At 48.6% G+C, this 26,386-nt stretch carries 25 protein-coding genes, 9 tRNA genes and 1 rRNA gene; 26 read left to right on the top strand and 9 right to left on the bottom strand.

The window, feature by feature from the left end:
- The 11 genes from QQK89_RS02975 to QQK89_RS03025 all read left to right on the top strand — a co-directional run.
- Nucleotides 1–202, top strand: a 23S ribosomal RNA gene (locus QQK89_RS02975); the annotation flags it as partial.
- Nucleotides 203–260: 58 nt separating this feature from the next.
- Nucleotides 261–335 (top strand) — tRNA-Glu (locus QQK89_RS02980).
- A 77-nt stretch (nt 336–412) separates the two neighbouring features.
- A tRNA-Val gene (locus QQK89_RS02985) sits at nt 413–488 on the top strand.
- Nucleotides 489–505: 17 nt separating this feature from the next.
- Nucleotides 506–582: transfer RNA gene (locus tag QQK89_RS02990), tRNA-Met, on the top strand.
- Nucleotides 583–614: 32 nt separating this feature from the next.
- Nucleotides 615–691 (top strand) — tRNA-Asp (locus QQK89_RS02995).
- An 18-nt stretch (nt 692–709) separates the two neighbouring features.
- Nucleotides 710–785 (top strand) — tRNA-Thr (locus tag QQK89_RS03000).
- 21 nt (nt 786–806) lie between these two features.
- Nucleotides 807–893 (top strand) — tRNA-Leu (locus QQK89_RS03005).
- Between the two features lie 3 nt (nt 894–896).
- Nucleotides 897–971, top strand: a tRNA-Gly gene (locus QQK89_RS03010).
- Between the two features lie 11 nt (nt 972–982).
- Nucleotides 983–1,059 (top strand) — tRNA-Arg (locus QQK89_RS03015).
- A gap of 20 nt (nt 1,060–1,079) precedes the next feature.
- Nucleotides 1,080–1,156, top strand: a tRNA-Pro gene (locus QQK89_RS03020).
- A 99-nt stretch (nt 1,157–1,255) separates the two neighbouring features.
- Nucleotides 1,256–2,245: a Gfo/Idh/MocA family protein gene (locus tag QQK89_RS03025; RefSeq protein ID WP_284236954.1), complete on the top strand. Its 990-nt coding sequence runs from the start codon at nt 1,256–1,258 to the stop codon at nt 2,243–2,245.
- A gap of 56 nt (nt 2,246–2,301) precedes the next feature.
- On the opposite strand, the gene QQK89_RS03030 is transcribed toward QQK89_RS03025, so the two are convergent.
- Complete coding sequence (locus tag QQK89_RS03030; protein WP_284236955.1) at nt 2,302–2,799, bottom strand: SEC-C metal-binding domain-containing protein; 498 nt, start codon at nt 2,797–2,799, stop codon at nt 2,302–2,304.
- 185 nt (nt 2,800–2,984) lie between these two features.
- Between QQK89_RS03030 and QQK89_RS03035 the strand changes: the two genes are divergently transcribed.
- The 5 genes from QQK89_RS03035 (at nt 2,985) to QQK89_RS03055 (ending at nt 8,214) form a co-directional block, all read left to right on the top strand.
- Entirely contained in the window at nt 2,985–4,223 is a 1,239-nt protein-coding gene (locus QQK89_RS03035) for an aminopeptidase (protein ID WP_284236956.1), read from the top strand.
- Between the two features lie 38 nt (nt 4,224–4,261).
- Nucleotides 4,262–4,540 (top strand): YqkE family protein, encoded by a 279-nt coding sequence (locus tag QQK89_RS03040; RefSeq protein WP_284236957.1) that lies wholly within the window; start codon nt 4,262–4,264, stop codon nt 4,538–4,540.
- Between the two features lie 177 nt (nt 4,541–4,717).
- Complete coding sequence (locus tag QQK89_RS03045) at nt 4,718–5,341, top strand: ribonuclease H-like YkuK family protein (RefSeq protein WP_284236958.1); 624 nt, start codon at nt 4,718–4,720, stop codon at nt 5,339–5,341.
- A gap of 118 nt (nt 5,342–5,459) precedes the next feature.
- A complete protein-coding gene (locus QQK89_RS03050; RefSeq protein ID WP_284236959.1) occupies nt 5,460–6,194 on the top strand; it encodes a metallophosphoesterase in 735 nt (244 codons plus the stop codon).
- 139 nt (nt 6,195–6,333) lie between these two features.
- Nucleotides 6,334–8,214 carry a sensor histidine kinase gene (locus tag QQK89_RS03055; RefSeq protein WP_284236960.1) on the top strand — a complete coding sequence of 627 codons (1,881 nt, stop codon included), beginning with the start codon at nt 6,334–6,336 and terminating at the stop codon, nt 8,212–8,214.
- Between the two features lie 48 nt (nt 8,215–8,262).
- On the opposite strand, the gene QQK89_RS03060 is transcribed toward QQK89_RS03055, so the two are convergent.
- From QQK89_RS03060 to QQK89_RS03070, 3 genes are all read right to left on the bottom strand, one after another.
- Nucleotides 8,263–8,499, bottom strand: coding sequence for an NHLP leader peptide family RiPP precursor (locus QQK89_RS03060; RefSeq protein WP_284236961.1), 237 nt, complete (start codon nt 8,497–8,499; stop codon nt 8,263–8,265).
- 74 nt (nt 8,500–8,573) lie between these two features.
- Nucleotides 8,574–9,530 (bottom strand): hypothetical protein, encoded by a 957-nt coding sequence (locus QQK89_RS03065; protein ID WP_284236962.1) that lies wholly within the window; start codon nt 9,528–9,530, stop codon nt 8,574–8,576.
- Nucleotides 9,514–10,215, bottom strand: a complete 702-nt coding sequence (locus QQK89_RS03070) for a hypothetical protein (RefSeq protein WP_284236964.1) — start codon at nt 10,213–10,215, stop codon at nt 9,514–9,516. The genes QQK89_RS03065 and QQK89_RS03070 overlap by 17 nt, the downstream gene beginning before the upstream one ends.
- A 327-nt stretch (nt 10,216–10,542) precedes the next feature.
- On the opposite strand from QQK89_RS03070, the gene QQK89_RS03075 reads away from it, so the two are divergent.
- A complete protein-coding gene (locus QQK89_RS03075) occupies nt 10,543–11,109 on the top strand; it encodes a hypothetical protein (RefSeq protein WP_284236966.1) in 567 nt (188 codons plus the stop codon).
- Nucleotides 11,110–11,133: 24 nt separating this feature from the next.
- On the opposite strand, the gene QQK89_RS03080 is transcribed toward QQK89_RS03075, so the two are convergent.
- The gene (locus tag QQK89_RS03080; RefSeq protein ID WP_284236968.1) at nt 11,134–12,006 is read right to left on the bottom strand and encodes an SDR family oxidoreductase; all 873 of its coding nucleotides are present in this window, start codon (nt 12,004–12,006) and stop codon (nt 11,134–11,136) included.
- Nucleotides 12,007–12,247: 241 nt separating this feature from the next.
- On the opposite strand from QQK89_RS03080, the gene efeO reads away from it, so the two are divergent.
- The 6 genes from efeO to QQK89_RS03110 all read left to right on the top strand — a co-directional run bounded on the left by efeO (nt 12,248) and on the right by QQK89_RS03110 (nt 18,862).
- Nucleotides 12,248–13,102 carry an iron uptake system protein EfeO gene (gene efeO, locus QQK89_RS03085; RefSeq protein ID WP_284236970.1) on the top strand — a complete coding sequence of 285 codons (855 nt, stop codon included), beginning with the start codon at nt 12,248–12,250 and terminating at the stop codon, nt 13,100–13,102.
- A 4-nt stretch (nt 13,103–13,106) separates the two neighbouring features.
- Complete coding sequence (gene efeB / locus QQK89_RS03090) at nt 13,107–14,393, top strand: iron uptake transporter deferrochelatase/peroxidase subunit (RefSeq protein ID WP_284236971.1); 1,287 nt, start codon at nt 13,107–13,109, stop codon at nt 14,391–14,393.
- 18 nt (nt 14,394–14,411) lie between these two features.
- The gene (locus QQK89_RS03095; protein WP_284236972.1) at nt 14,412–16,232 is read left to right on the top strand and encodes an FTR1 family iron permease; all 1,821 of its coding nucleotides are present in this window, start codon (nt 14,412–14,414) and stop codon (nt 16,230–16,232) included.
- Between the two features lie 43 nt (nt 16,233–16,275).
- Complete coding sequence (locus QQK89_RS03100; RefSeq protein WP_284236973.1) at nt 16,276–16,497, top strand: hypothetical protein; 222 nt, start codon at nt 16,276–16,278, stop codon at nt 16,495–16,497.
- Between the two features lie 213 nt (nt 16,498–16,710).
- Entirely contained in the window at nt 16,711–18,087 is a 1,377-nt protein-coding gene (locus QQK89_RS03105) for a glycoside hydrolase family 26 protein (RefSeq protein ID WP_284236974.1), read from the top strand.
- A gap of 70 nt (nt 18,088–18,157) precedes the next feature.
- Nucleotides 18,158–18,862, top strand: a complete 705-nt coding sequence (locus QQK89_RS03110) for a hypothetical protein (protein WP_284236975.1) — start codon at nt 18,158–18,160, stop codon at nt 18,860–18,862.
- A gap of 76 nt (nt 18,863–18,938) precedes the next feature.
- On the opposite strand, the gene QQK89_RS03115 is transcribed toward QQK89_RS03110, so the two are convergent.
- Both QQK89_RS03115 and QQK89_RS03120 read right to left on the bottom strand, forming a co-directional pair.
- On the bottom strand, nt 18,939–19,784 hold the full coding sequence (locus QQK89_RS03115) for a lipase family protein (RefSeq protein ID WP_284236976.1): 846 nt from the start codon (nt 19,782–19,784) through the stop codon (nt 18,939–18,941).
- Between the two features lie 118 nt (nt 19,785–19,902).
- Nucleotides 19,903–21,054, bottom strand: a complete 1,152-nt coding sequence (locus QQK89_RS03120; RefSeq protein ID WP_284236977.1) for a magnesium transporter CorA family protein — start codon at nt 21,052–21,054, stop codon at nt 19,903–19,905.
- Nucleotides 21,055–21,215: 161 nt separating this feature from the next.
- On the opposite strand from QQK89_RS03120, the gene QQK89_RS03125 reads away from it, so the two are divergent.
- Nucleotides 21,216–21,776 (top strand): general stress protein, encoded by a 561-nt coding sequence (locus tag QQK89_RS03125; protein ID WP_284236978.1) that lies wholly within the window; start codon nt 21,216–21,218, stop codon nt 21,774–21,776.
- Nucleotides 21,777–21,836: 60 nt separating this feature from the next.
- Here the strand turns inward: QQK89_RS03125 and QQK89_RS03130 are convergent, their stop codons facing one another.
- Nucleotides 21,837–23,069: an NAD(P)/FAD-dependent oxidoreductase gene (locus QQK89_RS03130; RefSeq protein WP_284236979.1), complete on the bottom strand. Its 1,233-nt coding sequence runs from the start codon at nt 23,067–23,069 to the stop codon at nt 21,837–21,839.
- Between the two features lie 55 nt (nt 23,070–23,124).
- A complete protein-coding gene (locus QQK89_RS03135) occupies nt 23,125–23,988 on the bottom strand; it encodes an AraC family transcriptional regulator (RefSeq protein WP_284236980.1) in 864 nt (287 codons plus the stop codon).
- A 189-nt stretch (nt 23,989–24,177) separates the two neighbouring features.
- On the opposite strand from QQK89_RS03135, the gene QQK89_RS03140 reads away from it, so the two are divergent.
- Together QQK89_RS03140 and galE are read left to right on the top strand one after the other, a co-directional pair.
- Entirely contained in the window at nt 24,178–25,350 is a 1,173-nt protein-coding gene (locus QQK89_RS03140; protein ID WP_284236981.1) for a galactokinase, read from the top strand.
- A gap of 30 nt (nt 25,351–25,380) precedes the next feature.
- Nucleotides 25,381–26,370 (top strand): UDP-glucose 4-epimerase GalE, encoded by a 990-nt coding sequence (galE, locus tag QQK89_RS03145; protein WP_284236982.1) that lies wholly within the window; start codon nt 25,381–25,383, stop codon nt 26,368–26,370.
- Nucleotides 26,371–26,386: the final 16 nt, after the last annotated feature.

Raw genomic sequence — 26,386 nt, forward strand, 5'->3', positions numbered from 1 at the left:
ACCAGTTGTTCCGCCAGGAGCACCGCTGGGTAGCCAAGTACGGACGGGATAAGCGCTGAAAGCATCTAAGCGTGAAGCCCCCCTCAAGATGAGATTGCCCAACAAGTAAGACCCCTTGAAGACGACGAGGTTGATAGGTTCGGGGTGGAAGCACAGCAATGTGTGGAGCTGACGAATACTAATCGGTCGAGGGCTTATCCTAAAGTCTTAAAGAGTTACACTTTCGCATCCAGTTTTCAAGGCGCAAATCTTGAAGATAAGGCCCGTTGGTCAAGGGGTTAAGACACCTCCCTTTCACGGAGGTAACAGGGGTTCGAATCCCCTACGGGTCACCAATTTTACCCCAAAAAGTGAAGCAAAGCTTCGCAGGTTATTCCGATTACTTTTCGGGGACCCCGGGGTTAATATATTTGGAAGCTTAGCTCAGCTGGGAGAGCATCTGCCTTACAAGCAGAGGGTCGGGGGTTCGATCCCCTCAGCTTCCACCATATACGTTTTGTAATGCCGCGAGGTGGAGCAGTCCGGTAGCTCGTCGGGCTCATAACCCGAAGGTCACAGGTTCAAATCCTGTCTTCGCAACCAATTTTTTTTCGGACAAGATCCGAAAGTAGCATGGAGCTGTGGTGTAGAGGCCTAACATGCCTGCCTGTCACGCAGGAGACCGCGGGTTCGAATCCCGTCAGCTCCGCCATTTTTTTAAAATCAATACGCCGGTGTAGCTCAGTTGGTAGAGCAACTGACTTGTAATCAGTAGGTCGTGGGTTCGACTCCTATCGCCGGCACCATCTTTACAAAACAATATGCATGCGGTCGTGGCGGAATTGGCAGACGCGCTAGATTCAGGTTCTAGTGGTGTAACAGCCGTGGAGGTTCGAGTCCTCTCGACCGCACCATATGCGGAAGTGGCTCAGCGGTAGAGCATCGCCTTGCCAAGGCGAGGGTCGCGGGTTCGATTCCCGTCTTCCGCTCCATAATAGTTTTTGCGGCCTTAGCTCAGCTGGATAGAGCGTTTGACTACGAATCAAAAGGTCAGGAGTTCGAATCTCTTAGGCCGCGCCATATTTTCCTAAATTGAATAACGGGATGTAGCTCAGCTTGGTAGAGCACCTGGTTTGGGACCAGGGGGTCGCATGTTCAAATCGTGTCATCCCGACCATTTCAATTGTTAGAAGTCAGCAGACGTATTTGATACGTATGGCGGGCTTTTTTTAGTTTATGGACTATTTGGGATAACATACAGATGAGGTGAACAAGAATGCTCCGAATTGGTATTATTGGTTCTAACTTTATTACAGAAACGTTTATGGATGCGGCACGACAGGTTGATCAGGTTGAGGTAACTGCTATTTACTCCCGTACGGAGGAGCGAGCTAAGGCTTATGCAGCTGCGCAAGGTATCCCGAATACGTTTACGGATATTGAGACGATGGCGCAAAGCGATCTGTTTGATGCGATTTATATAGCAAGTCCAAACTCTCTGCATGCTAACTATGCCATTACTTTCATGAACCATGGCAAGCATGTATTGTGCGAGAAACCTCTCGCTTCAAACGTTGCGGAAATTCAAGCTATGATTAAAGCCGCGCAAGAAAATAAGGTGCTTCTTATGGAAGCAATGAAGTCCACGGTTATGCCGAATTTTGAAGCGGTTCGCGATAATTTGCACAAGATCGGCAAGGTGCGGACCTATTTTGCATCGTTCTGTCAGTACTCCTCCCGATATGATAAGTACAAAGAAGGCGAAGTGCTTAATGCTTTCCTACCGGAACTGTCTAACGGTTCCCTTATGGATATCGGAACTTATTGCATCTATCCGCTTGTTGTGCTGTTTGGCAGGCCGGATAGCGTCAAGGCAAGTGCGGTTATGCTGGAATCCGGTGTAGACGGCAAAGGAAGCCTGGTGCTCAATTATGGGGATATGGAAGCGGTTCTGCTTCATTCTAAGATCTCGAACTCCAGCATGCCTGCTGAGATTCAAGGCGAGGAAGGCAATATGATTATCGAGAGAATCAGTCAGCCTGCCAGCGTTAGAATCCAATACCGCGACGGACGCGCTGAAGAAAATGTAAGCAGACCGCAAGCAAATAATTCGATGGTCTATGAAATTCGGGCTTTTGCCGAATTGGTGCAACGGGGAGAACTGGAATCTCCGGTTAACTCGTACGCGAATTCATTGGCTGTTATGGAGATTATGGACGAGGCACGCCGCCAAATCGGGCTCGTATATCCTGCTGACTCGAAGTAAACCGATAAAAAAAGCAGGCTGTTTCCGAAAGCGATGTCCGGATACAGCCTGTCCTATTATTGAGCAACCAATTCTGGGGTTTGCTCGTTTTGCTCGAGCTGCTGCATAAGGAATGCAGAAAGCTCTTGATAACGCTTTGTGATCGTCGATGCGGATACTTCGTATTTTTCGGCAAGATCATTTTTGCTCTTACCGGATTCGGTAACTTCACACACCATAAATTCAAGCGCGGCACAAAATGCGCCCGATTTACGATAAGTTGGTTTCGTCATATTCGTGAAATCATGCCAGATCATAATCGCCATTGCGATATGGTTCGGCTTATAATCCTGTTTCATGGAAGCAATAAGTTCATGCGCGAGTTCTGCATATTGCGGATTAGCCCACGTGGATTCGTGGTCAACCAAGTGAACCAGTTCTGCTTCATTAAAATGACGAATAGCATTCGATGCTTTGCTTGTTCTAGCCGATTGTTCGTCCTTCGACATGCAGCACTTTTTATATTTCAAGCCGCTGCCGCAGTGACATTGTTCATTACTACCTAGTTTAGACATATGAGCTCCTTCGTGCGAAAATCTTTTATGCAAGAGTACATTCCTATATAATAACATAAAAAGAGGGTTGAAAGTACGAAAAACCTTCCTTTTCCAATCTTTTCGTCTAGGGTATAATTTTTCATACACCTGAGGCAGGTAGCAAACAATAAGTCTTATACATATTAGAAAGGTGTGAATGAGCAATGACAAACGTTGCATTCCAGAACCAATTAACCAAATACGCGGAACTGATCATCAGAGTAGGCGTTAACGTACAGGAGAACCAAGAGGTATTTATTACGGGGGCTGTCGATCAAGCAGAACTCGTACGTCTTGTTGCCGAGCAGGCTTATTTGGCCGGAGCAAGCAATGTACACGTAGATTGGACGGATGACAGATTGTCCCGTTTGAAATACGAAAAAGCAGCCGACGAAATCTTTACGCAGTATCCGGAGTGGGAAACCGCAAAACGGAATTCTTTTGTAGAGCGTAATGCCGTGTTTATCTCGATCGTTTCCTCTAGTCCGGATCTGCTCTCCGGCATTGATTCGCAGCGCATTGCGAACTTCCAAAAGGCAGCAGGCCAAGGTCTGCAAGCATTCCGCAGAGCGACGCAATCGGATAAAGTGAGCTGGACCGTTGTAGCCGCTGCAGGCAAAGCGTGGGCTGGGAAAGTATTCCCGAACGTAAGCGAAGAAGAAGCGGTCAACCAGCTGTGGGATGCGATCTTCAAGGCGGTAAGACTTCATTCGGAGGATCCGGTCAAAGATTGGGCCGATCACAATACAACGCTGCATTCGAAAGCTGAGATTCTGAACCAGCACCGTTTTGTAAAGCTGCATTATACGGCTCCGGGAACGGATCTGACAGTTGGACTAGCCGAGAAACATATTTGGGTAGCGGCGGGCAGCGAGAATCAGAACCATGTTTCCTTTATGGCGAATATGCCAACAGAGGAAGTATTCACGGTACCGCAAAAGACTGGAGTAAGCGGCTATGTCTCCAGCACAAAGCCTCTTAGCTATGGCGGCAACATTATTGATAACTTCAAGCTAACGTTTGAAGAAGGCCGAATTGTGAAGGTTGAAGCGGAGCAAGGCCAAGAGACTCTTCAGAAGCTTGTCGATACGGATGAAGGATCGCATTACTTGGGCGAGGTTGCCCTTGTACCGCATGAATCGCCGATTTCGCAATCGAACATTTTGTTCTACAATACGCTCTTTGACGAGAATGCTTCGAACCACTTTGCGATTGGTAGCGGTTATGCATTTAATGTCGAAGGCGGCAAACAAATGTCTCCTGAGGAGCTTGCTAGTAACGGCGTAAACGCAAGTATTACGCATGTTGATTTTATGATTGGTTCTGCGGAAATGGATATCGACGGGGTTAAGGCCGATGGTTCGGTAGTGCCGATCTTCCGCAAAGGAAACTGGGCATTTTAAGAATAGAATGGGCCCGGATGTTAAGGGGATGAGAAGTTATGGCAAAAAAGAAACGGCAAGCACCACCTTCTAATCACAGATCTGCTAGCGCAAGCCCGCAGCAGGAGCAAGGAACAACGCTAAAAGATATGCTGAGCGCGGATGTTTTGCAAAAGCTTAAAGCGCAGTCTGACGAGATGAAGGCCGCTGAGGAGCAGCGGAAGCTGAAGGTCAAGACAGAAGCCGATGAAGCCCGCAAGAAGGAACAGAAGCGACTGGAGAACGATATGGGCTACCTTCTGGAGAACAGCAAGCAGGATTGGCGGAAATATAAATAACAATTTTTGAGAAGCCTCTGGGCTGCAGATGATGCAGTCCAGAGGCTTTTTTCGTGCTGCGATAACACAATCGTGCTTGTCAACATATAACTATTAATAATAATATACAACTCCTTTCGCATAGGCATGGGTATAGAAGGACTGGATTTAGGCGATTGCTGATAAGAAAGGGCTGAAATGTACATTGTACAGGTGACGATGATGAGAAAAAATCAATCGATGAAACGGCTCCTTCTACCAGAAGAGCTGAGGTTCCAGAACGTGACGGAGAGCAGGCTGACGATTCAAGAGGTGTACGACCGCATTTTGAATTTTATGGCGAGTGATCCAAGGGCGGCATATCATTTTGTCATTGGAACAGACAGCCAAGGGTTTAATGGATATACGAAATTCGTGACGGGGATTATTATCCGGCGGATGGGAAAAGGCGCTTGGGCTTGTTACAGGCAGGTCGTTGTCCCGCGCGAACTGACATCGCTGAAGGAAAAGCTGACGATGGAGACTGCCCTGTCTCAGGAGGTAGCTTATTACTTCGTGGAAGGCGCGATCCAGCGGATGGAGGAGCTGTTGCTTCCTTTTGTATACCAGGGAGCATCGCTTGATTTGTTTATCGATATTGATGCAGGTACAGAGCCAACGATTAATAAGACCTCGCTGTACGTGGAAGAAATGATCGACCGGGTAAAAGGGATGGGGACATATGCGGCAAGGGTGAAGCCTGATTCCTACGCGGCATCGGCTTATGCGAACCGGCACACGAAGAAACCTGTCCGATTTAAAAAGCGCCAAGAGCTTGTTTGAGAAATGGGTTTCAATTTAAGAGGAGAACCGCAGCTAAGGTGGCTGCGGTTTTTTGCTGTTGGAAGGTTTTTTTCCTATTCCCGTAGAATTCATACGTATAGGGGAAGGAAGGGATGTTATGGGAAAGGAAAGAACGCTTGTAATCAGCGATATTCATGGCTGTTATGACGCATTTAACCGGCTGCTGGAGCGGATCAATTACGAGCCGGCAAGCGATCAGCTGATCTTGCTTGGAGATTTCGTTAGCAAAGGGCCAGACAGCAGACGGGTAGTAGAACAAGCCGCTAGCCTGGTACGCGAGCATGGAGCAGTTGCTATACAGGGCAACCACGATGAGCGTTTCGTTGATATAATCCGTAACAAAACGAGAGAGGCGAGGGAGAAGTTCTTCCGCCATGGCGGCCGTCAAACCGTGTACAGCTATCTACAGGGCAGTGACATGACGGGAAGCGAAGAAGACTTGTTGACGCGGCTTAGAATGACGGTTCTTGAGCAGTACCCGCATCATGCGGAGTTTCTGGAGCAGCTCCCGTATTATTTCGAGGATCAGCGCTTTATTTACGTTCACGCAGGACTTAATCCTAAATATCCGAACTGGAAAGATCAGCCCAAACGGGATTTCCTATATATTAAAGACTCTTTCCATAAAGCGGATACGGTCGTTAGCAAAGTGGTCGTATTTGGCCATACGAAAACCGTTGATCTGCACGGTAGAGCAGATGTATGGTACGGTAAAGGGAAGATTGGGATCGACGGAGGCTGTGCGAGCGGACTGCAGCTGAATGCGCTTGAGATCATCGGCGGCGAACAAGTTCGTGCCATTTCGGTACCGGCGAGACGAGCAGCGATGTAAGGCGGTTGAGGAGCGGATTGTCCGCTCTTTTTTATTTGGAAGAAAATTCTTTGCATGAGTAAGAATATTGCAGGATTCAATCGAATGATGTCGAACCTATGAGTATTCAGAACTATTTTCCAGTATTTGAGGTGTGCAGATGAAGGCCATACTGAGGTCTATCTTATTTATTTTGGTAATTATAGCCATCTTTACTTCATTTCGCCCGACAATTATATTCGCGAATACAGAAGAGGGTAAACAAGAGATTCGAATCACGGAGTGGCAAATTCATCCGGGCAAGGATGAGGATAGTACAACCCCGCCGGCTGAAGGTTGGATTACGGTGAAGGAAAATGAAGCGGACACGGCTATTCCGAAAGGGACAAGCTCGTTGTGGGTAAAGATTGAGCTTCCCGCTATTTCTCTTTCACATGCTGGGTTATTAATTGATAAGGCGTATGCACAGGATGTTTATGCTTATATAGATGGAAATAAAGTCTATGAGTCAGTAAGGGATTACAATTATAGTATTAATCGCTTTGTTCTGCCGCTAGATGCTTCAAATCAAGATCATACAGTGTATATACATCTCAATCATAATCAGGAAAAATTGAGTTTAAGTGGAGTGATACTAGGGGATTTCACCACGTTGTACAGGTCGATGCTGGTAGGCGATCTGGATGAAATAATTTTGGGAACCTCTTTTGTTTTTATTGCTGTACTTATGTTTATATGTATGATTTTCTTGAAAAAGGTTCATGTAACCGGTTGGAAATCGCTTAGTTTAATCATACTTTCTATTGGTGGCTTGCTCATTTTTTATTCCCCTTTCTTATACATTGTTAGTGGAAAGTATGGTTTGATTTATGCAACATCTTTTGATTTGCTCTCGAATTTATTCCTTCCGGCTTTATTCTTTTTCTTAGAAACATTTTTTGGAAAAGGAAAATATTCTGTTATTAAGATTTTTAAGTACTATGCCTTATGTGCCGTAATTCTTTCTACAATAGGTTTATTCTTAAATATTCTTACGAACAATTCATTCTATTCTGCTTATTATTTGATTTCAACAATGTTGTTTGCTTTTGGCGTTGTTTGCGGAAGTTTAATTGTGGTTGGGATCTTAGTTGTACACAGTTTTAAGAAACAGAATGATGCCATTATCCTTTCGTCAGGGCTTGGTCTCTTTATTATTTTTACAGCCGCAGATATGATTCAATATTATGTGCAATCCAAAACTTATGAATTTACATACTGGAAATGGGGCATCGTTTGCTTCGTATTTTCACTAGTTGTAATTTTGGGAAGGCAAATTGTAATTAGCTTTGAGAAGGTTATAACTTATTCCAGGCAGCTTGAAATTTATAATAATGAGCTTCAGCGCTCAGAAAAGATGGATATGATTAGTCAATTAGCTGCCTCCGTTGCTCATGAGGTTCGCAATCCACTGCAGGTTACGCGGGGGTTTTTACAGCTTCTTGAAGAGAAAAGCGCCAGTAATAAAGAAAAAAATTATATGTTGCTCGCCATTAATGAGTTGGATCGTGCTTCTGAGATTATTACGGACTTCTTAACCTTTGCGAAACCACAGTTGGAGCATGTTACTATATTAAATATTGCACAAGAATTCAAACACATAGGTAGTATTCTTATTCCGCTGGCTAACTTACAAGGTGGTCAGATTAAATTGGATGTTCCAGAATCCTTGCAAATTCAGGGGAATTCATCGAAGTTTAAGCAAGCTTTTATTAACATGATAAAAAATAGTATTGAAGCCCTTAACGGAGACGGGGTAATAGAAATAAGAGGCTACAAGGAAGATAATCGAGTTAATATTTGTATTAAGGATAATGGTGAAGGAATGACTGAGAGCGAGTTAGCCAAACTGGGCGAACCATACTATTCTAATAAGACCAAAGGTACGGGGCTTGGTCTTATGGTTACTTTCAGCATCATTGAAGTCATGCAAGGGGATATTGTGTTTAACAGCAGCAAGGGGATAGGAACAGAGGTTACTATTAGCTTTCCTGCTATTTAGTTCAAAAAAACCACTCCAATTTGGAGTGGTTTTTATTCATTTAATAGACTACCAAGTAGGGAACTCGACTGCAGAAGAAGTTTTCAATGTGGAGGGTTTAGGCGGGATGACCAGGTAGGCGTGGTCTGGTGTCTCTTCCACTGCAGTAACCTCGATGTTATCTGGGATCTCTACGCCAAATGCGTCTTTAATTGCCGCTTTAGGATCTTGGAGCAATTGCTGTTTGAATGCATCATCTTCCCAAGCTTTCTGAATAATTTGATCCCGAGTAATTAGATTCGACAAAATAACCCCTCCAAATATGCTAAATGATACCACTTGAGTACTATGAGTATAGCATAAATGTTGGATATATTATACTAATTTTTCTGATTATTCGACAAAATATAATCAAATCCGCCTAATAATATAGTCCTTTTTGTGTGTTCAACTTTCTCGCTGAAGGATGCTAAGCCATCATAAATCGAGACGCCAAACGAAAAGATAGGTCTTACGTGAAATTGACTATGATTAAGAGTGTCTAGAATGGTCTTGCCGCGAGCACAAAAATCAATTAATAACCCGCGATCATAGATATAGGATTCTATCTCATGAGCTTGAAGCGGGAGAGTAGAATGCCGTTTGTCATGAATAATGGCAATCAGACAGTTGTAATTGCCTTCCTGCAAATCTTCTTCCCAATCTGCCAAATCGTCAGCCATTTGGAGCAGAACAAGCGCGAGATCAACCAGTTGGTCTACTTGAGCGATCAGTTCTTGCCGGTCAGCGAGCAGGAGTACGCCGGTACTGGCCAATTTGAGAGGCGAAGCTTTTTTCGCTACCTTGATGAAGTCGGTCTTGAAAAAATCATGCTTGTCCTCATGGACAACGGCGGAGGCCCATTCTTGTACATATTGCTGGCCATGATGCCAAAAAGAGGATTCAGCGGTAAAAAGGCCACGCAGAATGGCTTCTAGCTCTGCGTGGCATAAGTGTGCGAGGGCAAGCTGCTCTTTCCAGGCAGCAGGAGACTCGTCCATCACGTCATCTTGCAGGAAATAGTAGAGCATGTTGAAAACATTCGCGATAGCAAGCTCCCGGCATTGGCTGATCGGAATCGGTGCTACTTCATTGATCCAGTAAGGCAATAAATAACAAATATAGTTTTTGGAGCTTGCCCGTTCAAAAACGTCAAACTTTTGCAGATAAGCTAATCCGGCTTGTGCGAACGGTTCAGGGAAATCGGTAATTCGCCGCTTGGCTTCAGAGAAGACGAGCTGCAATTCGGAAGCATAAGGAGCCACTAAATCGTCCCCGCCGTTAGTTGGATTCACCACGCGACATCATCTCCATCAAAGCGATAATCTTGACCGAATTATATTCTTCAGGCGATAGTTTGGAGAGCAACGTAGCTTTGATCGTTTGCTTCTCTTCTGGCGTCAAGCCGTCCTTCGCTTTATCGGCTAATCCCGTCAGTTCCTTCATCGAAAATTTGCTTAACAGCAAATCAGCTGCTTCATCCTTAGTCTTCACGACAAGCTTATCCTCTGCCGTGACTGGTTTGTCAGAAGCTTCGGCTTTGGTACCGGTTGTTTTACCGTCTGTCTTCGTACCGGAAGCGTCCGAACCTGTTGAACCGCTGTTGCTGCCGACGGCATCGGGCGTTAACGATCCTTGAATGGCTGCTACGGCTTTTTTATCAAAATATTTGGAGTTATCGGCAATGATCTTCTGAACGGCAGGATCCTTCTTTAACGTTTCGACTTCGTCCGTGGACAGGATTTGGTCGGCCATTTCATTCATCATCTTATTGGCTAAATAGTGAAAGCCGATCTTGTAACCGGCGAACCCCACTACGACAACGACAGCTATTATGGTCAGAAGTCTTGTCCAGATGACCGTGCTTTTGTTGAGCGGTTTCCTTGATCTTCCCGGATACTTGATCCAGGTCTTGCCGTCTTTCGTTTTGTACTTGTGAATACCTACTAACCGCAGGGGCGTGCTTACTTTTTTGAATTCCATCTCTATTAAAATCTCCTTCATATCCTTGTTGTCATGTGGCTTATTATACCATATAAAAGGAGAATACTAGAAACGGATCTAGTTCTAATTGCTTAGCGTGTCGAACGGTGGCACTAGTCTTTTCTAATCAACACTTTACCAGTAAAATGTTAATTTCTTGTTGAGAGAACCTTTTAATTCCAGTAAAATAGGAGAAAGCTAACATTCTCATCCATAACACGACCAAGGTCGTGGAACGGACCATACCTCAGCAGGTTAAACAACCCATGGCTCCTGCATTAAAGTTAGATCAGAAGCGTTACTTCTTTAATGTGGAGGTTATCAGGCATGACAAGCGAGCTGGAGGTTTATGTTGTACTGACAGATACGGGAACGTTATTCACGAGAACGATTAAGTGGTTTACGAAGGATCAACTTAATCATGCATCTATCGCGTTTGACAGCGGATTAAATGAGGTGTACAGTTTTGGCCGGAAAAATCCGCAAAATCCCTTTTTCGCAGGTTTCGTAAAGGAAAATATGCGCGGCCAGCTGTTCGCTGAAGCAACTTGCGCGTTGTACCGTTGCCGAATGCAACCTGCCGCATATACCAAGATGCGGAGCGTCATTGCCGAAATGGAGCATAACAGGGAGCTGTACCGGTACAATTTGATTGGGGTTATCGGCTTGTTGTTTAATACGCAATTGATCAAGAGAGAGTATGCTTACTTCTGTTCAGAGTTCGTAGCTTCGGTATTCGAGAAGAGCGGTGTCGAGCTTGTCAATAAATCTTCTTTTCTCGTAACGCCCGGCGATCTGGAGAATACGCCAAAGCTGGAGCTTGTCTATGAGGGTCGTTTGCAGGACTTGTTGAATACATGCATACAAGAAGACATAGAGAAACGCCTTGCGTAACAGCCGCAAGGCGTTTTGTCATGTTTAACCGTTTACAACTTCGCCGCCGTTAATGTGAAGGAATTGACCCGTCACGTAACCGGAATCTTCGGAAGCAAGATATACGTACGCCGGAGCAAGCTCATAAGGCTGGCCGGCACGCTTCATTGGCGTATCCGAACCAAAAGTAGACACGGCTTTCTCGTCGAAGGTGGAAGGGATCAGAGGTGTCCAGATCGGTCCCGGAGCAACGCCGTTAACCCGGATGCCCCGGTCAGCCAGATTGGTTGCAAGCGCTCTTGTGAAAGAAACGATTGCGCCTTTGGTTGACGAGTAATCAATTAATGTCGGGTTGCCTTTATAGGCTGTAATAGATGCCGTATTAATGACGGATGAGCCTTGCTTCAAATGGGGCAGAGCAGCTCTCGTCAAATAAAACATGGCAAATACGTTGGTCCGGAACGTTTTCTCCAGCTGCTTCGCCGTAATATCTTCAAGCCGCTGCTGCACATGCTGCTCGGCGGCGTTATTTACGATAATGTCGAGCTTGCCAAAGGTCATGACCGTTTGATCAACGACATTGCGGCAAAAGGTCTCATCTCCGATATCGCCGGGAATGAGCAGGCAACGTCTTCCGATGTGCTCGATTTCCTGCTGAACCAGCTTCGCATCCTCATGTTCGTTCAAATACACGATGGCAACGTCGCAGCCTTCTTGGGCAAACGCTATGGCGACCGCTCGGCCAATTCCGCTGTCTCCGCCCGTTATGATCGCTGCCTTGTTCGCCAGCTTGTCAGCTGCTTTATATTGATCGGATTTGTACACGGGAAGCGGGTTCATCTCGGATTCAATTCCCGGTTGCTTATTCTGGTGCTGTGGCGGGAACACCACGCTTTTATTGCTGGACGATTGTGACACAGGGTAAATCCTCCTTTTTTGGATATCCATTCTTGCTTATTAGTGTGGGATGTTGGAAGGTCTGCTATACACTATGCAGGAGCGGAGGAGGAGGATTAGGCGGATGACTGGCCCTAAGGGGCACGATGGCAAGGAAAGCCTTAGAAGTAAAAAAACTAATTGACAATGATTATCATTATAAATATACTCATTGGTAGTTCATTGCCGAATTACATATTAATGGGTGAGGGGTTAAGGATACATGAAAACGAAATTAGCGGCAGTTATGCTCGCAAGCGCGGTCGTGTTTGCGGGATGCGGCTCAAACAATAACGGAGCGGATCAAGCGAAGGAAGCTTCAACGAATACGGAGCAATCCGCTTCTAAGGTGGAGAATTGGGACGAGATTACCGGGCAATACCGTGATTTCGCCCTTGATCAGACGGATAAACTGGTTGCCGAGACGGATAAATTTGTTCAAGCGGTAAAATCCGGGGATGTGGAGACGGCGAAGTCGTTGTACGCGCCAACTCGCATGTATTATGAACGAATCGAACCAATCGCGGAAGCGCTTGGCGATCTGGACCCGAATATTGATGCGCGCGAGAACGATGTGGAGGAGAAAGACTGGAGAGGCTTCCACCGCATCGAGCAGTCTTTGTGGGTGAACAACACAACCGCCGGGGCCGAGGACTATGCCTCCCAGCTGCTTGACGATACAAAGACGCTTCGTGCCTTGATTGAGACGGTTGAAGTAGAGCCAAGCTTGCTCGTAACAGGAGCGGTAGAGCTCCTTAACGAAGTATCTTCCTCGAAAGTAACCGGTGAAGAAGAGCGGTACTCGCATACGGATCTTTATGATTTCGCAGCTAACGTGGAAGGCGCGAGAAAAATCTACGAACTGCTTAAAGCGGAACTGAATAAGCAGGATGCAGAATTGGAAGGGCAAATCGGCACTAGCTTTGACAATCTGGAACAGGCTCTTGCAACGTATAAGAGCGGAGACGGATATGTTTCGTATACCGATCTGAAAGAGGAAGATACGAAGAAGCTGAGTCAGTTGCTTGATGCGCTTGCCGAGCCGTTGTCGCAAATGGGAACGATTCTGGGAGCGTAATGAAATGACGACAGACGACAAGAAACATGCTGGAGATAGCATATTGGAGAAACCGGTCAGCCGTAGAGATTTGTTGCGGCTTGCCGGTGTTGGAGGCGCCGGGCTACTGCTTGGCGCTTCAGGCGTTGGGGCGATATTTGGAGCAAAAGGCAGCACCGCCCTTGGTGCAGCCAAGCCGAGCAGCGAAGACCAGATTGATTTTTACGGCAAACATCAAGCCGGAATTACGACACCGCCCCAGGATTTTCTGATGTTCGCTAGTTTTGATCTAACAACTAACTCGATAGACGACGTTCGCAAGCTGTTTAAGAGCTGGACCGAAGCTTCCGCAGCAATGGCGAAAGGGGTCATGATCGGGGAGGTTAACGATAATCCGAATCTTCCTCCTACGGATACAGGAGAGGCTGCTGGACTGAACCCTTCAAAAACAACCATTACGTTTGGCGTTGGACCTTCGTTCTTTGATGCTAGATTTGGCCTGGCCTCCAAACGGCCCGCCGTACTTGCGGATTTGCCGGCTTTTGGCGGAGACGAGCTGCGAGAAGAATGGTGCGGCGGAGATATCGGCGTTCAGGTGAGTGCGAACGACATGCAAATTGCCTTTCATGCGATACGCAATCTGGCCCGCATCGCAAGAGGCAAGGCGGTGCTGCGCTGGACGCAAGAGGGCTTTCAGCGTACCGGCGGCGCCGATTCTGCAGGGGCTACTCCCCGCAACCTGATGGGATTTAAAGACGGAACGGGAAATCCGGATACGAAAGACGAAGCGGTCATGAACGAGGTTGTATGGGCACAGAGCGGAGACGGTACGCCATGGATGGCAGGCGGGAGTTATATGATTGTCCGCCGTATCCGAATTCGCGTTGAAGTATGGGACCGGTCCACTCTTGGCGATCAGGAAGCGACGTTCGGACGCCATCGCGACAGCGGAGCGCCAATCGGCTCCAAGAAGGAATTCGACCCGGTTGACCTCAGCCGGAAGGATGGGAAAGGGAAACCGTTAATCCCAGTCAATTCTCATGTCGCGCTCGCTCGCGGAAACGGTTCGGTCAAAATTTTGCGGCGTTCCTATTCTTACTCAAGCGGCATGGATAACCGGACGGGACAATTCGACGCAGGGCTCTTATTTATTTGTTATAACCGCGATACGCGCAAGCAATTTATACCGATGCAGCAAAAGCTTGGGCAAATGGATGCCCTTAACGAATATATCGTCCATAACGGAAGCGCCGTATTTGCCTGCTTCCCCGGCGTACGCGAGGGCGGTTATATCGGCGATACGTTATTGTAGAAGGGAGTTTCTCAAGAGATGGTTAAACAACCTCAACCTAGAGCCTGGCTCTCCCGATTATCGCTGCTTTTCCTTGCTGTATGGATTGTATCGGCCGCCCCGTCTATCGGCCTTATCCAGACAGTCTCTGCTGCGGAGGCCAATTCGTCCGGACAGCTTGATAAGCTTCTCCCGTTGGTTGGCGGAGCATTAGCAGCGGCCGGCGAAGGAGATTGGCAAGATGCGAAGGAGCATATCCGGCAAGCGAGCGAAAGCTGGGAGCAGTTGAAGACGCAGACGAAGGCGGATACTTCCGATGTCACAGCAGCGTTGGCGCATGCGACGGAGGCACTCGAGCAAGCGGCGGATCAACCTGACGAGTCGAAGGCAGCTCTATCTGCGCTCGCCAAAGCGGTGAATACGTTTGTAAAAAGCGAGAAAACAGCCGAAAATCCGGCACTCTCGGGGAAAGAGGCTGCAGCGGGTCTTCTGCCGCTTGCGGAGAAGCTGCATAGCAGCATTCAGAGCGGGCAATGGGAAATGGCGAATGCCGTTTATAAGCAAATCAATGACAGCTGGCCGCCAATTGAGAAGTCGATACGCGGCGATAATTTTACGGTCTATGGCAAATTGGAAACAAGCATGAGCATGATTCGGATTGCTCTTCAAGCCGAACCTCCGCGGGCTGAGGATGCCGATACCCATACGGCAGCTTTCATTGCCATCATTCAAGACTATAAGGATGGGAAGATAGCGGCAGCCGCAACAGGTGGATCAAACGAGTTAACCATTGCGGATTTAATTGCGACGCTGAATCAAGCTTCCGGCGACATTGAAGCGGGCCGTTACGAGGAAGCAGACAGTCAGATGCAGTCCTTCATCAGTAATTGGCCAGCTGTTGAAGGCCAGGTTCAAATCCGGTCGGCCGCGGCTTATCAGGATATCGAGATCAAGATGACCGATGTGTCCAAATATTTACTGGCAGCCACGCCTTCACCGGACCGTGCGGAAGCGGTAATCGAGCAGATTCGAAGCCAGCTCCAGCCGATGACTTCGGTGGCCAAATATACGGCATGGGATGCCGGGATGATACTGCTGCGCGAAGGGCTCGAGGCGATTCTCGTCTTGGCCGCGTTGCTTGCTTATTTGAAACGCACCAATAACCAATCAAAAAATGTATGGGTGTGGTCAGGGGTTTGGACCGGCCTCCTCCTGAGCCTTGGGTTAGCCGTATTGCTGACCACGGTAATAGCCGAGGCGACGGCAGGCAGCGCGCGCGAAGCGATGGAAGGGATAACGGGTCTTGTATCCGTCCTGTTGATGTTATCCGTTGGCAACTGGCTTCATAAAAAATCCAACTTGCAAGCATGGAACAAATATATCGATGACCGGATGGGCAGCGCGCTTGCAAAAGGAAGTTTGTGGTCCTTGTTTATCGTTTCGGGTCTTGCCATATTGCGGGAAGGAGCGGAGACGACGATCTTCTATGTCGGGATGGCAGGATCCATTGATCCCGTTCAGATGATCATTGGCATTGCGGTGACCTTTCTCCTTCTCCTTCTGATCGGCTTTGCGATTATCCGGTTCAGCGCGAAGCTGCCGATCCGGCCGTTTTTCCTAACGGCGTCGGCTTTGATTTACTACCTGGTCGTCCGTTTCCTTGGCGAAAGCATTCACTCGCTTCAGGTAGCTTCCTGGCTCCCGGCGCATTCTTCAGAGTCGCTTGCAACCATTGGTTTCCTTGGCGTATACCCGACTTGGGAGACAACGATTCCGCAGCTTTTGGTACTTGTAGCCATTCTGGCGAGAGTCAGTGTCGTACAACTTCGCAAAGTCCCGGCCAGGGGGCTTGCCGATTGACGTGTGACTTGATATGCTGAGTACATTAAAGCGAGGTGATCATATGTCCGCCAATGAACATAACGAAGCTCAAGCTGAGGCTGAAGCGCCGGCACAAGCACAAGCTAAGCCGCTTACGCAAGCAGAACGCGCGAAGCAGCTTCTTGCTCAGAAGAAGCAAGGGCAAAACGGAAACGGTCAGCAGCATCAATCGACCGCTACGCAGGCTATGAAGAGCCAAAATACAAAAAAAGTAAACAACCAACGTAAAAAAATGGGTGTTTAATGAATGCTGCAAAGGCTGTCTTTAACTAGTCTATTCCAAGACTAGATAGAGGCAGTCTTTTTCATATGGCAGACTCTCTGCTCAGCTACGTATAAATGCCTCTTCTTTGTTTCATCCTTGGAATAGAGAAGAGGAGGGATCTCCCTGCTGAATAATTGGTTAAGGCATCGCCGCACGCTACCCGGCCTGATGCTGGTTTGCGCTCTCTTTATTATGCTTGAGGGCGCGGAAAGCGCTGCTAGAAAACATATTCCGCCTGCCGAAATAAGCGCCTATGCTTCTGCCCTGGATGGAGAAGAAGCCCGTTATTCGCAGTGGACGATTCATGTAAACTCCTCGCATCCCAATTACAAACTAGCCAAATGGGAGCCGGTGAACGGGGTCTATTTGGGCGCGTATGTGCTTCAGAATCCAACCATTCATTACAGTATGGCTGAATTTAATCAAATCGCAGGGAAACGGCATGCCAGCTTCTTTAAATATGTGGGTTACGGAGAGCCGTTCCCGTCCGAATGGGTTCGCGAAGTCAAGGCGGAGGGCGCTTTTCCCCAAATTGCTTGGGAGCCTAACCATGGACTTGACGAGGTCAAGGACGATGCTTATTTGAGAGGGTTTGCCGATGCGGCTAGAGAAGCGGATGTACCGATTTTTGTTCGGTTTGCTTCCGAAATGAACGGAACCTGGACGAATTATAGCGGTGATCCCGAGCGATACATTGAGACTTGGAGAATGGTTTATCGCATTTTTGAGCAAAGAGCTCCCAAAATTGCAATGGTGTGGACGGTGCTGAATGTTCCGGAGCGGCCCATTGAGGATTATTATCCGGGAGATGCTTACGTAGATTGGGTTGGAATCAATATCTATAACGTAAAATACCATAACGGCAATTTGAAGGAGCGGTCTGCATTTGAAGATCCGCTTCAAATGATGGATTATGTATATAACCGTTTCAGCCGGTCAAAGCCGATTCAACTGTCCGAGTACGGAGCAACCCACTACACGGTTACGGATGACAAGCGGGACAATGCGTTTGCTATCTCCAAGATCAACCGCTTATACATGAATCTTCAAGAGTTATACCCGAGAGTGAAGGCCGTATACTACTTCGACGTGAACAATATCGAGGAATATAACGAAGTACGCCGTATCAATGATTATTCCATCACGGGCGAGCGGCAGCTTATAGGAGCTTACAAGCAGGCTACCGCTAGTCCCTACTATTTGAGCCGAATAGAAGATCTCCCTGCGGAAGGCAATACTCAGGGTGCCGTGAATCAAATATTCACGTACCGGGGGCACATTTTTGAACAAGATGGGGAGCTTTATGCGGATGAAGAGTTTTTCAGCCGGATACTGCAAGTGGACGTAGAAACGCTGGAGGATGGTACGGTTCAATTAACGAGGCGGGACGGCGTTATGCCTAGAGTGGCGCGGGTTCCTTTTCTGCCGCATAAAATATGGAGCGGATACAAAGTGAACGGTTTGTTCCCGCTATGGCGGGATATTAACGCTCTTCCCCTTGACATGGTAACGGAGGAACTTGGCTACCAGATGAACTGGAATGGAATTGACATCTATATTCAGGAATGAAACCGCTATTCCCCCCGCATAATGAAAGTACACAATTCCATTTAGACAGCATGAACGGAGGGATGAATTTATGACAGCGATCAGCAGTTCAACGATACAGATATATCTGATGGCTGGCGTTGCTACAACTAAAGTTTATTTCGATGAATGCCGGAACCAGCTCGACCGGTTGTTCCGGGCGGATGGGCGGGAACCGATTATTCATGTTCTGCACCCTTATGGGGATGTTAGCCGAAATCTGTACAGGCAAATTGTTGAAGTAGGAACCGATCTGACCAACCGCATGTCAATGGGGCGTATTGGCGGTCGCGCGGCATTTCGCCAAATCAGCGAAACGATGCAAAGCGATAATGAGCCCATGCTTTTTATCGGGCATAGCGGGGGAGGAGCAGCGGCTTACCAAGCGGGGAAAATGCTTCATCAGCAGCGTTTGAACCGTAATTTCCGCATCGTTCAGGTCGGTTCGCCGCGTATCCCGATTCATCCGGAGCTGAGGGATAAAGTGTGTTTTCTCCATTCAGTTGATCAGGAAGGGAAGTTAAGCGATCCCATCAGCCGGATTGGAACCTGGGGAGGATGGTCAGCGGCTGGCTCCGCGGTTCCGCGCTGGAACCGGTTCAAATATTCGCCGTCGATCGTTGAAGGGATTCCGTTAATCGGCGGACATGCTCATTATTTCTGTCATCAAACGCCTTATGTCGATCAGGACTCGGTATGTAATTTGGATAAAACGATTAATCGGGTGCGTAACTGGCTTCTTCAATCTTGGTCTTAATAAACGAACAATACAAAACTCCGCATCGCTGCGGAGTTTTGTTTATCTGGTGCGGGTTCGGTTAGGTTAGACTAGGCTAGGTTAACGGGCACCAGCCAGGAGGTTCAGAGCAAACGGCTTCGGCGAATTCGGGTTCGTCTGTGCATAAATCGGCAAAATAGCTGCTTAAGATATGATTGCCCGAGACGGAACCCATTCGGAAGGAACGTTTGACTTCGCCTTTTACATGCATATAGAAATAAGTCTTTTTGGTATCCGGCGACTGGTAAACGAGCGGCGGCAGATGGGGAACAATATCGTTTTCATTTTGAAGCCGCCAATGCGTTTCGACGGTGTTGTTGTACAGCTTGACGAATCTTGGATCACCAACTCGCGGAGCGCCAAAGGTGTAGACGATGGGAGCGGTAAATGCCGTATTAGCGGCGATGTCGAGTGCAGCCAAGGTAGCAAGCGCTCCGCCAAGGCTATGCCCCGTAATGAACAATGGCTTCTCTACCGGCAGTTGTCCGATTAATTCAAGCACTTGACCCCGGGTTGAATTGTAAATATCGGTGAACCCTTTATGCGTTTGGCCGGCATTTTTGACCGGACGGTAGGTGGTTTGCTGGGCAATAAAGTCCGATACCCAGTCCACGGCAGAGCCTGATCCGCGGAAGGCGAGAACGGAAGAACGTTCCGATTGCAAAACAAAGCCAAAGCGTTCTTCGCTGTTATCATAAGCTTTGGCAGAGAAGGCTCCGGTCATCTGATAACCACGCGGAACAAGAAAAAGGCCGTCCTTATTCTCAAATTGCGAGTAGGTCTGTCCAGCAATACCGGCAAGAAATAGAGCAATGCGGAGATCGAATTGTTGCGGTTGGCCTTGTCGCATAGGCCTTGGTAAAGTCGTTGTTACATTGGACCTTCTAGTTGTCCTTGCCATACGGATCCCTCCGCTCTTTCCATGGGCTGATTATGTATTCTATGTAGGGGCTATTGGAGGGGTGCAAAAAAAGCCGGGCATTGGATGCCCGGCTTTGCTTTATGTATATACTTAGTTGTTATATCGTCTTGGATCGTTTCTTGCGAGACATTCTGGATAGATCAGGTTCCGTAACGCTTTCGGGCTGCGCTTCCTCAATCATAAAGATACGCGCCTGCTTTTTCTTGTTGGAATCCCGGCCGGTCAGAAGGTCTCCGGTCCATCCTTTTTGCCACAGCCATACATAGATGAGGACCGTAATAAAGAAGATAACGACACACATGCCTATAAATCCAAGTTGATGGGTATCCCACGGGAGCGGGGAGAAGTTGGTTCCCCACAAAGCGCCGATTACCGTTGCAGGCGTGAAAATAACGGTGAAGATCGTCAGCGTCTTCATAATATCGTTGCCGCGGAAGCTCGATAGGGCGTCGTCCATGGAAATAAGGGTGTCAATCTCCAAAGCATAATGCTTCAGCAACCCTTCAATCCGGTCCAGCTTGTAGGTTGTCCGTTTGAACTCGTCCGTTTCCGTGAGGGTATCCATGAAAGCTTCCTGCGCGGCGCCATAGATTTCCCGAATGGGGATAAACAGATGACTCCAGTGCAATAAATCATAACGCCGTTCAAAAATGACATCGAGCAGTCCCGTACGGTTCGATATGCGCATGGATTGTTCTAGCTCACCAAGCCGCTTCTCGAAGCCGTCCAGCCCTTCATGAAAAGGCTCGAGCAGATGCCCCAGCATAACAAACATAGCCTCGGGCGCGGATTTGCAGTCCGTTATGCGGGTGGTTACCGATTCGGACTGCAGACGAACCATTAGGCGCAGGTCGCTATGCAAAGTAACGATCCTCTCGTTTGTCAGCCAGAAGTGGAACGGCTGCACATCGCTCTGCTGCTCGGAAGCTTGGAGCATGATTGTTCCCGATACGATTGTACCGAGGTTTGCCGAATGGGCAACCGAGATTTGGTTCATTTTGCGTCCCCAGCAGTCGTCCAGCCAGCTAGCGCATTCCGGAAGAAGCCGTTTGCAAGCCATCAGCTCGAGCGCGTCTTCTTCTGATCCAGGAGGTGTCATTAATGTCATAGATGCTTTTGACGTCTCGTCTTTTTTTCGATTGTCCTTGCGACTTGGAAGCTCTTGGGCCGTCTCCAGAGGAAGCCATTCCTGCTGCAGCACATGCCATTCCCATTGCGCATCAGGATAGCGCAGCATCCGATGAATCATTATGTACCTCCTGCTTGTTCTTGTCTAAACTCCGAAAACCATGTCGCTTACTCTTCATCATACCCTGAACCGCTTACTTACACAACCTTCCTGCTGCCGAGATTGATTGCCGCAAATTAAGGGTATAACTACCTAGAAAGACGATGAGGAGGATGATAGCGATGGCAAAGTTAATCGGCGCATTTGCATCACAGCAACAGGTGATCGATACGGTCAATAGCCTGGAGCAGGCAGGCTTCGTTCAAGGAGAATTGAAAATTCTCGCGAAGAACAGCGAGCACTCCCGGCGTATTGAATCGGAAAGTGATGTTCATGTAGATGAACTCTCAGAGCTGGCATCAACAAACGAAGCAGATGGGGATCACAATAAAGCCTGGACAGGAGCGGCATTTATCCCGGCGATTGGACTAAACGGCGGCGGATCGTGGAATTCCGGCTTCGCAGCAGCGGGATTTACAGCCCTTGGCGGCAGCTATACGGGCGATGATACCTTCGGTGACGAGGATTCAATGGAGAGCGCCATGAGGGCGCTTGGACTGGACGAACAGGAAGCGGCTTCTTGTCGCGATTCCATTCGGGAAGGCGCAATTATCGTTGTTGTGAATACGGATGAAAGCAAATCGATTCTGGACAAAGATGGCGGTCCGAACTTATCGCGTCTAGGCATTGCCGAAGGAATCTACAGGCAAAATGGGGCAACACGGATTTTCTCGGGCACCTGATATCACGAAGGAATGCAACAAGCGGCTATGCAGGACTCATCCTGCATAGCCGCTTGTTTGTCAAGATTGGAGCGTTGGCCGTCCTAGTCCGACGATATCAGCCAGCGGATTTTGTTTCTTATTAATCAGATCAAGCAGGATATGGCTCGCCATCATGCTGTATATTGTTCCGTTGCCTCCATAGCCGAGACAATAATAAACGCCTGGCAACGCGGGATCTTCCCCGATAAACGGGAGGTTGTCAACGGACTCTCCGAATGTCGCGCTCCATTCGTATTCAAACGGGACATCGAGCATCGGAAAATGAGCGGTCAACTTGTCATACAGCTTGTCAATTCGCTTGCCTCGCGCCTGTTCGCCGTCGACCGGATGCTGGGTGTTCTCGTCAAGACCGCCGATAACGATGCGGTCATCGACCGTTGTCCTCATATATAAATACGGCCTTGCGGTTTCCCAAATAAACATCTTGTTATGCCAGTGAAGCAATTTCTCCTTGTCTTGTACGGCGGTGACCGCGGCAAAGGAACGGTTCAAGAGGGGCTTGATCAATTGTCCGCGAAGCTCTTCCGGTTCGTAACCAATCGCGTAAATGACGTGATCGGCTTCAATGGCATGACCGGAAGCAGTGGTTAGATGATGTTTGCCGCCTGCCGTGCTTTCATGCGATACGATATCGGTATGTTCGTAAATACGAGCCCCGAATGAAGCGGCTGCATCCGCAAGACCGTGGACGAACCGGAACGGATTCACTTCGGCATCTCCATTCGTAATAATGGCTCCCGGACGGCTAAACGGAAAATGCTTCAAGATCATGTCCGCTTCCCAGAAGCTGACGTCGAAGCCGTTTCGCTTAAGCGCCTCGTATTCCTTCAGAAGCTTTGGCCTATCCTGCTCGGAGCTGGCGTAATAAAGGCTGCTGCGCGGCAGGAAATGGGGGTCAAGCGGCAACTCGCCGGCTATCTTTCCGATTTGCTTGACCGCGTCTGCGCAAGCGGAGTAGAACTTCACCGCCGCCTGCTCGCCAATCTGATCAATCAGATCGCATAGCATAATATCGTTTGAGAATTGCAATAAACCCGTATTGGCGGACGTGCTCCCGCCGGCTACCGTATCTCTTTCGAAGACGGCGGTTGAAAGCCCGTTTTTCTGCAATACATAAGCGCATATGGAACCGGACATTCCGCCTCCGATAATCGCGACCTGTACCTTCAGCCCCTCCGAAACGGCAGGATAGTTATTATGCTGCTCTAAAGTAACTGGCCAGAACAAGTGACCGCTATGCAGCTCCTTCATATAAGACCACCTCACCGGTTAATATGCCCCAAACGGACTATCCTTTAATTACCCGTCAGGTTTTCATTTGACGCACGGACTCCCGGTAAGCCGAAGGAGATTGACCGTACAAGCGGCGGAATTGTTTGGAGAAATACAAGGAATCCTGCAGCCCGACGGATGCGGCGATCTGCTCGATCGTGAGCCCTTCCCGCTCGCGTATCATTTGCCGGGCCTTGTCGATGCGAAGCTTGAGCAGGAAAGTAATCGGGGTTTCCCCCGTATACCGTTTGAAAATCCGAGAAAGATAAGCTCGGTTATAACCGAAGGATTCGGCCATCTGCTCAATGGAAACAGGCTGGGCATATTGGGTGGACAAATAATGAATCATTTGCTGCATCAGTTTCTCGGTGTCGTCCAAATGAGTAAGTGCCGCATTATCTTCCGACAGCTGGTGGACGCTGCAAAATTCGGCAAGCAGAAGCTGCAAATAACCTGCCGCCTGTATGTGGGCCGCAGGTTGGCTTTTGCGGAACACGCTGAAAATATGATGATACAACGCCGCAATGCGTCTGATCCGGGCCGACTCGTTAACCGGCGTGGCAACCGAAAAGCCGGCGGCCTGCACAAGTTCAACGGCTTGCGGACCGTTAAAAGCTACCCAGCGGTATAGCCATGGCTCATCCGCGTCGGACGAATAACTGACGAGTTGCTCCGGTTCGATTAGAAAGGTGTTGCCCGCCCGCAGCGAATAGCTTTTGCCGCCGCAAGTGAATTCTCCTTTGCCTTCAAGCACGGTATGCATGAGATAGAAATCATATACTTTGGGTCCGCGCTGGTGGGACGGTTTGGTTTGGCTCTCGCCTGCAAACAATACATTCATATGTTCGTTGTACGTGATGACGGGATTGGAAGCCACTTTATACGTGTCTTGCCTCATGGATAACGGCACCTGCCTTAAAGGTGTGGGGTTGGTAATATCCATCATAACATGCCAAATCACAAAGCTAAAAGTCACATAAATCCATGCTGAAAGCATTTTGAGCCATTTTGCTCCGGTACTTGCTTGGGTTATACTGAAATAGAACAAAGGGCTTCTAAAATTATACAAAAAAGGACTGTTGCAAGCATGGCATCTACACAGCAGCTTACACAACAATTTATACAACAATTCGGCGGAGAAGCCGCTGAGATCAAAGCATTCCACGCACCGGGCCGCGTTAACCTGATTGGCGAACACACGGACTACAACGGCGGTTATGTATTCCCGGCAGCACTGACATTTGGCACTACGCTCCTGATCCGCAAGCGCGATGACCGTAAGCTGGGTCTGGCAACAACAAACTTCCCTTCTTCCAAGTCGCTTGATATCGACAACATCGCTTACGATGAAGCCGATGACTGGATGAACTATCCGAAAGGGATCGTGTTCGAGCTTGAGCAAAAAGGCATTAAATTCAGCAGCGGTTATGACCTGCTCTTCCATGGCGAGATTCCGAACGGCGCAGGCTTGTCCTCCTCCGCTTCGATTGAAGTCGTAACGGCTTACGCGCTTCTGACTATGGAAGGCCAACCGACCGACACGGTTGAAATCGCGCTTCTGTCCCAAAAATCGGAGAACGAATTTAATGGCGTGCAATGCGGGATCATGGACCAATTCGCGGTTGCTAACGGCAAGAAGGACCATGCGATTCTGCTTATGTGCGATACGCTTGAATATGAACTGGTTCCGTTCCAATCCGGCGCTTACAAGCTGGTGATCGGCAATACGAACAAACGCCGCGGTCTCGTCGATTCCGCTTACAACGAACGCCGCCAGCAATGCGAACAGGCCGTTGTGGACCTGCAGGCAGCATTCCCTGCATTGAAGCTTCTCGGTCAAATCAACCTGGAGCAGTTCAATGCGAACAAACATCTGATCAAGGACGAAGTGGTTCGCAACCGCGCGCAGCACGTCGTGGAAGAGATCGACCGCGTGCTTCGCTCCATGGACGCGCTGAAGGCGAACGATCTTGAGGCTTTTGGCCAATACATGAACGGTTCGCATGATTCGCTCCGCGATTTGTACGAAGTAACCGGTCCTGAGCTTGACGCGATGGTTGCGGCTGCTCGCCAAGTGCCGGGCGTACTTGGTTCGCGCATGACTGGCGCGGGCTTCGGCGGTTGCACCGTGTCGCTGGTTCACGAAGACAGCATCGAACGCTTCAAAGAAGAAGTAGGACGCAAATATACAGAAGCAACGGGACTTACGCCTGACTTCTACGTATGCAGCATCGGCAACGGCGTAGAACAGCTTCAATAATAAACATATAGAGAAAGTGGGATGAGGAGTATGGCAGTATTAGTAACCGGAGGAGCGGGCTATATCGGTTCGCACGCCGTGGCTGCACTGGCAGAACGCGGAGAGGAAATCGTAATCGTCGATAATTTGCAGCAAGGTCACAAGGAAGCGGTTGTGGAAGGCAAGCTATACGTTGGCGACCTTCGCGACGCGGAATTTATGGATACCGTCTTTAAAGAAAACAGCATTGATGCGGTGATCCACTTCGCAGCGAACTCGCTGGTTGGCGAGAGCATGACAAACCCTGCGAAATATTACCACAACAACGTATACGGAACGCTTTGCCTGCTTGAGAAAATGATCGAGCATGACGTGAAGAAAATCGTCTTCTCCTCGACGGCTGCAACGTATGGCGAGCCTGAGAACGTGCCGATTGACGAATTCGACCGCACGCTTCCAACGAACACATACGGCGAAACGAAGCTGGCGATGGAAAAAATGATGAAATGGTTTGACGTGGCACACGGACTCAAATACGTGTCGCTCCGTTACTTCAATGCGGCAGGCGCGCATGCCAGCGGCAAAATCGGCGAAGACCACAGCCCGGAGACGCATCTGATTCCTATCGTGCTTCAGGCAGCCCTTGGTCAACGTCCGCATATCTCTGTATTCGGCGACGATTACGCGACGCCGGACGGTACTTGCATCCGCGACTACATCCATGTGAGCGATCTGGCGGATGCCCATGTCCTTGCGGTTGATAAGCTCCGCCAAGAAGGCGCGGAAAGCGCGATCTACAACCTCGGCAACGGCCAAGGCTTCTCCGTCAAAGAAGTGATTGAGATTGCCCGCAAAGTAACCGAACGCGAGATCAAGGCCGTTATCGAGCCGCGCCGCGCAGGCGATCCGGCTACGCTGGTCGCATCTTCGGACCGTGCCCGCAAGGAACTCGGCTGGAACCCGTCGCGCGCTAACCTGGAGGCTATTATCCTCAGCGCTTGGAATTGGCATGTCAATCATCCTAACGGTTACATCGAGTAAGGAACCGCGTTGGAGC

The organism is Paenibacillus glycanilyticus, assembly GCF_030161375.1.
GTDB lineage: Bacteria > Bacillota > Bacilli > Paenibacillales > Paenibacillaceae > Pristimantibacillus > Pristimantibacillus glycanilyticus_B.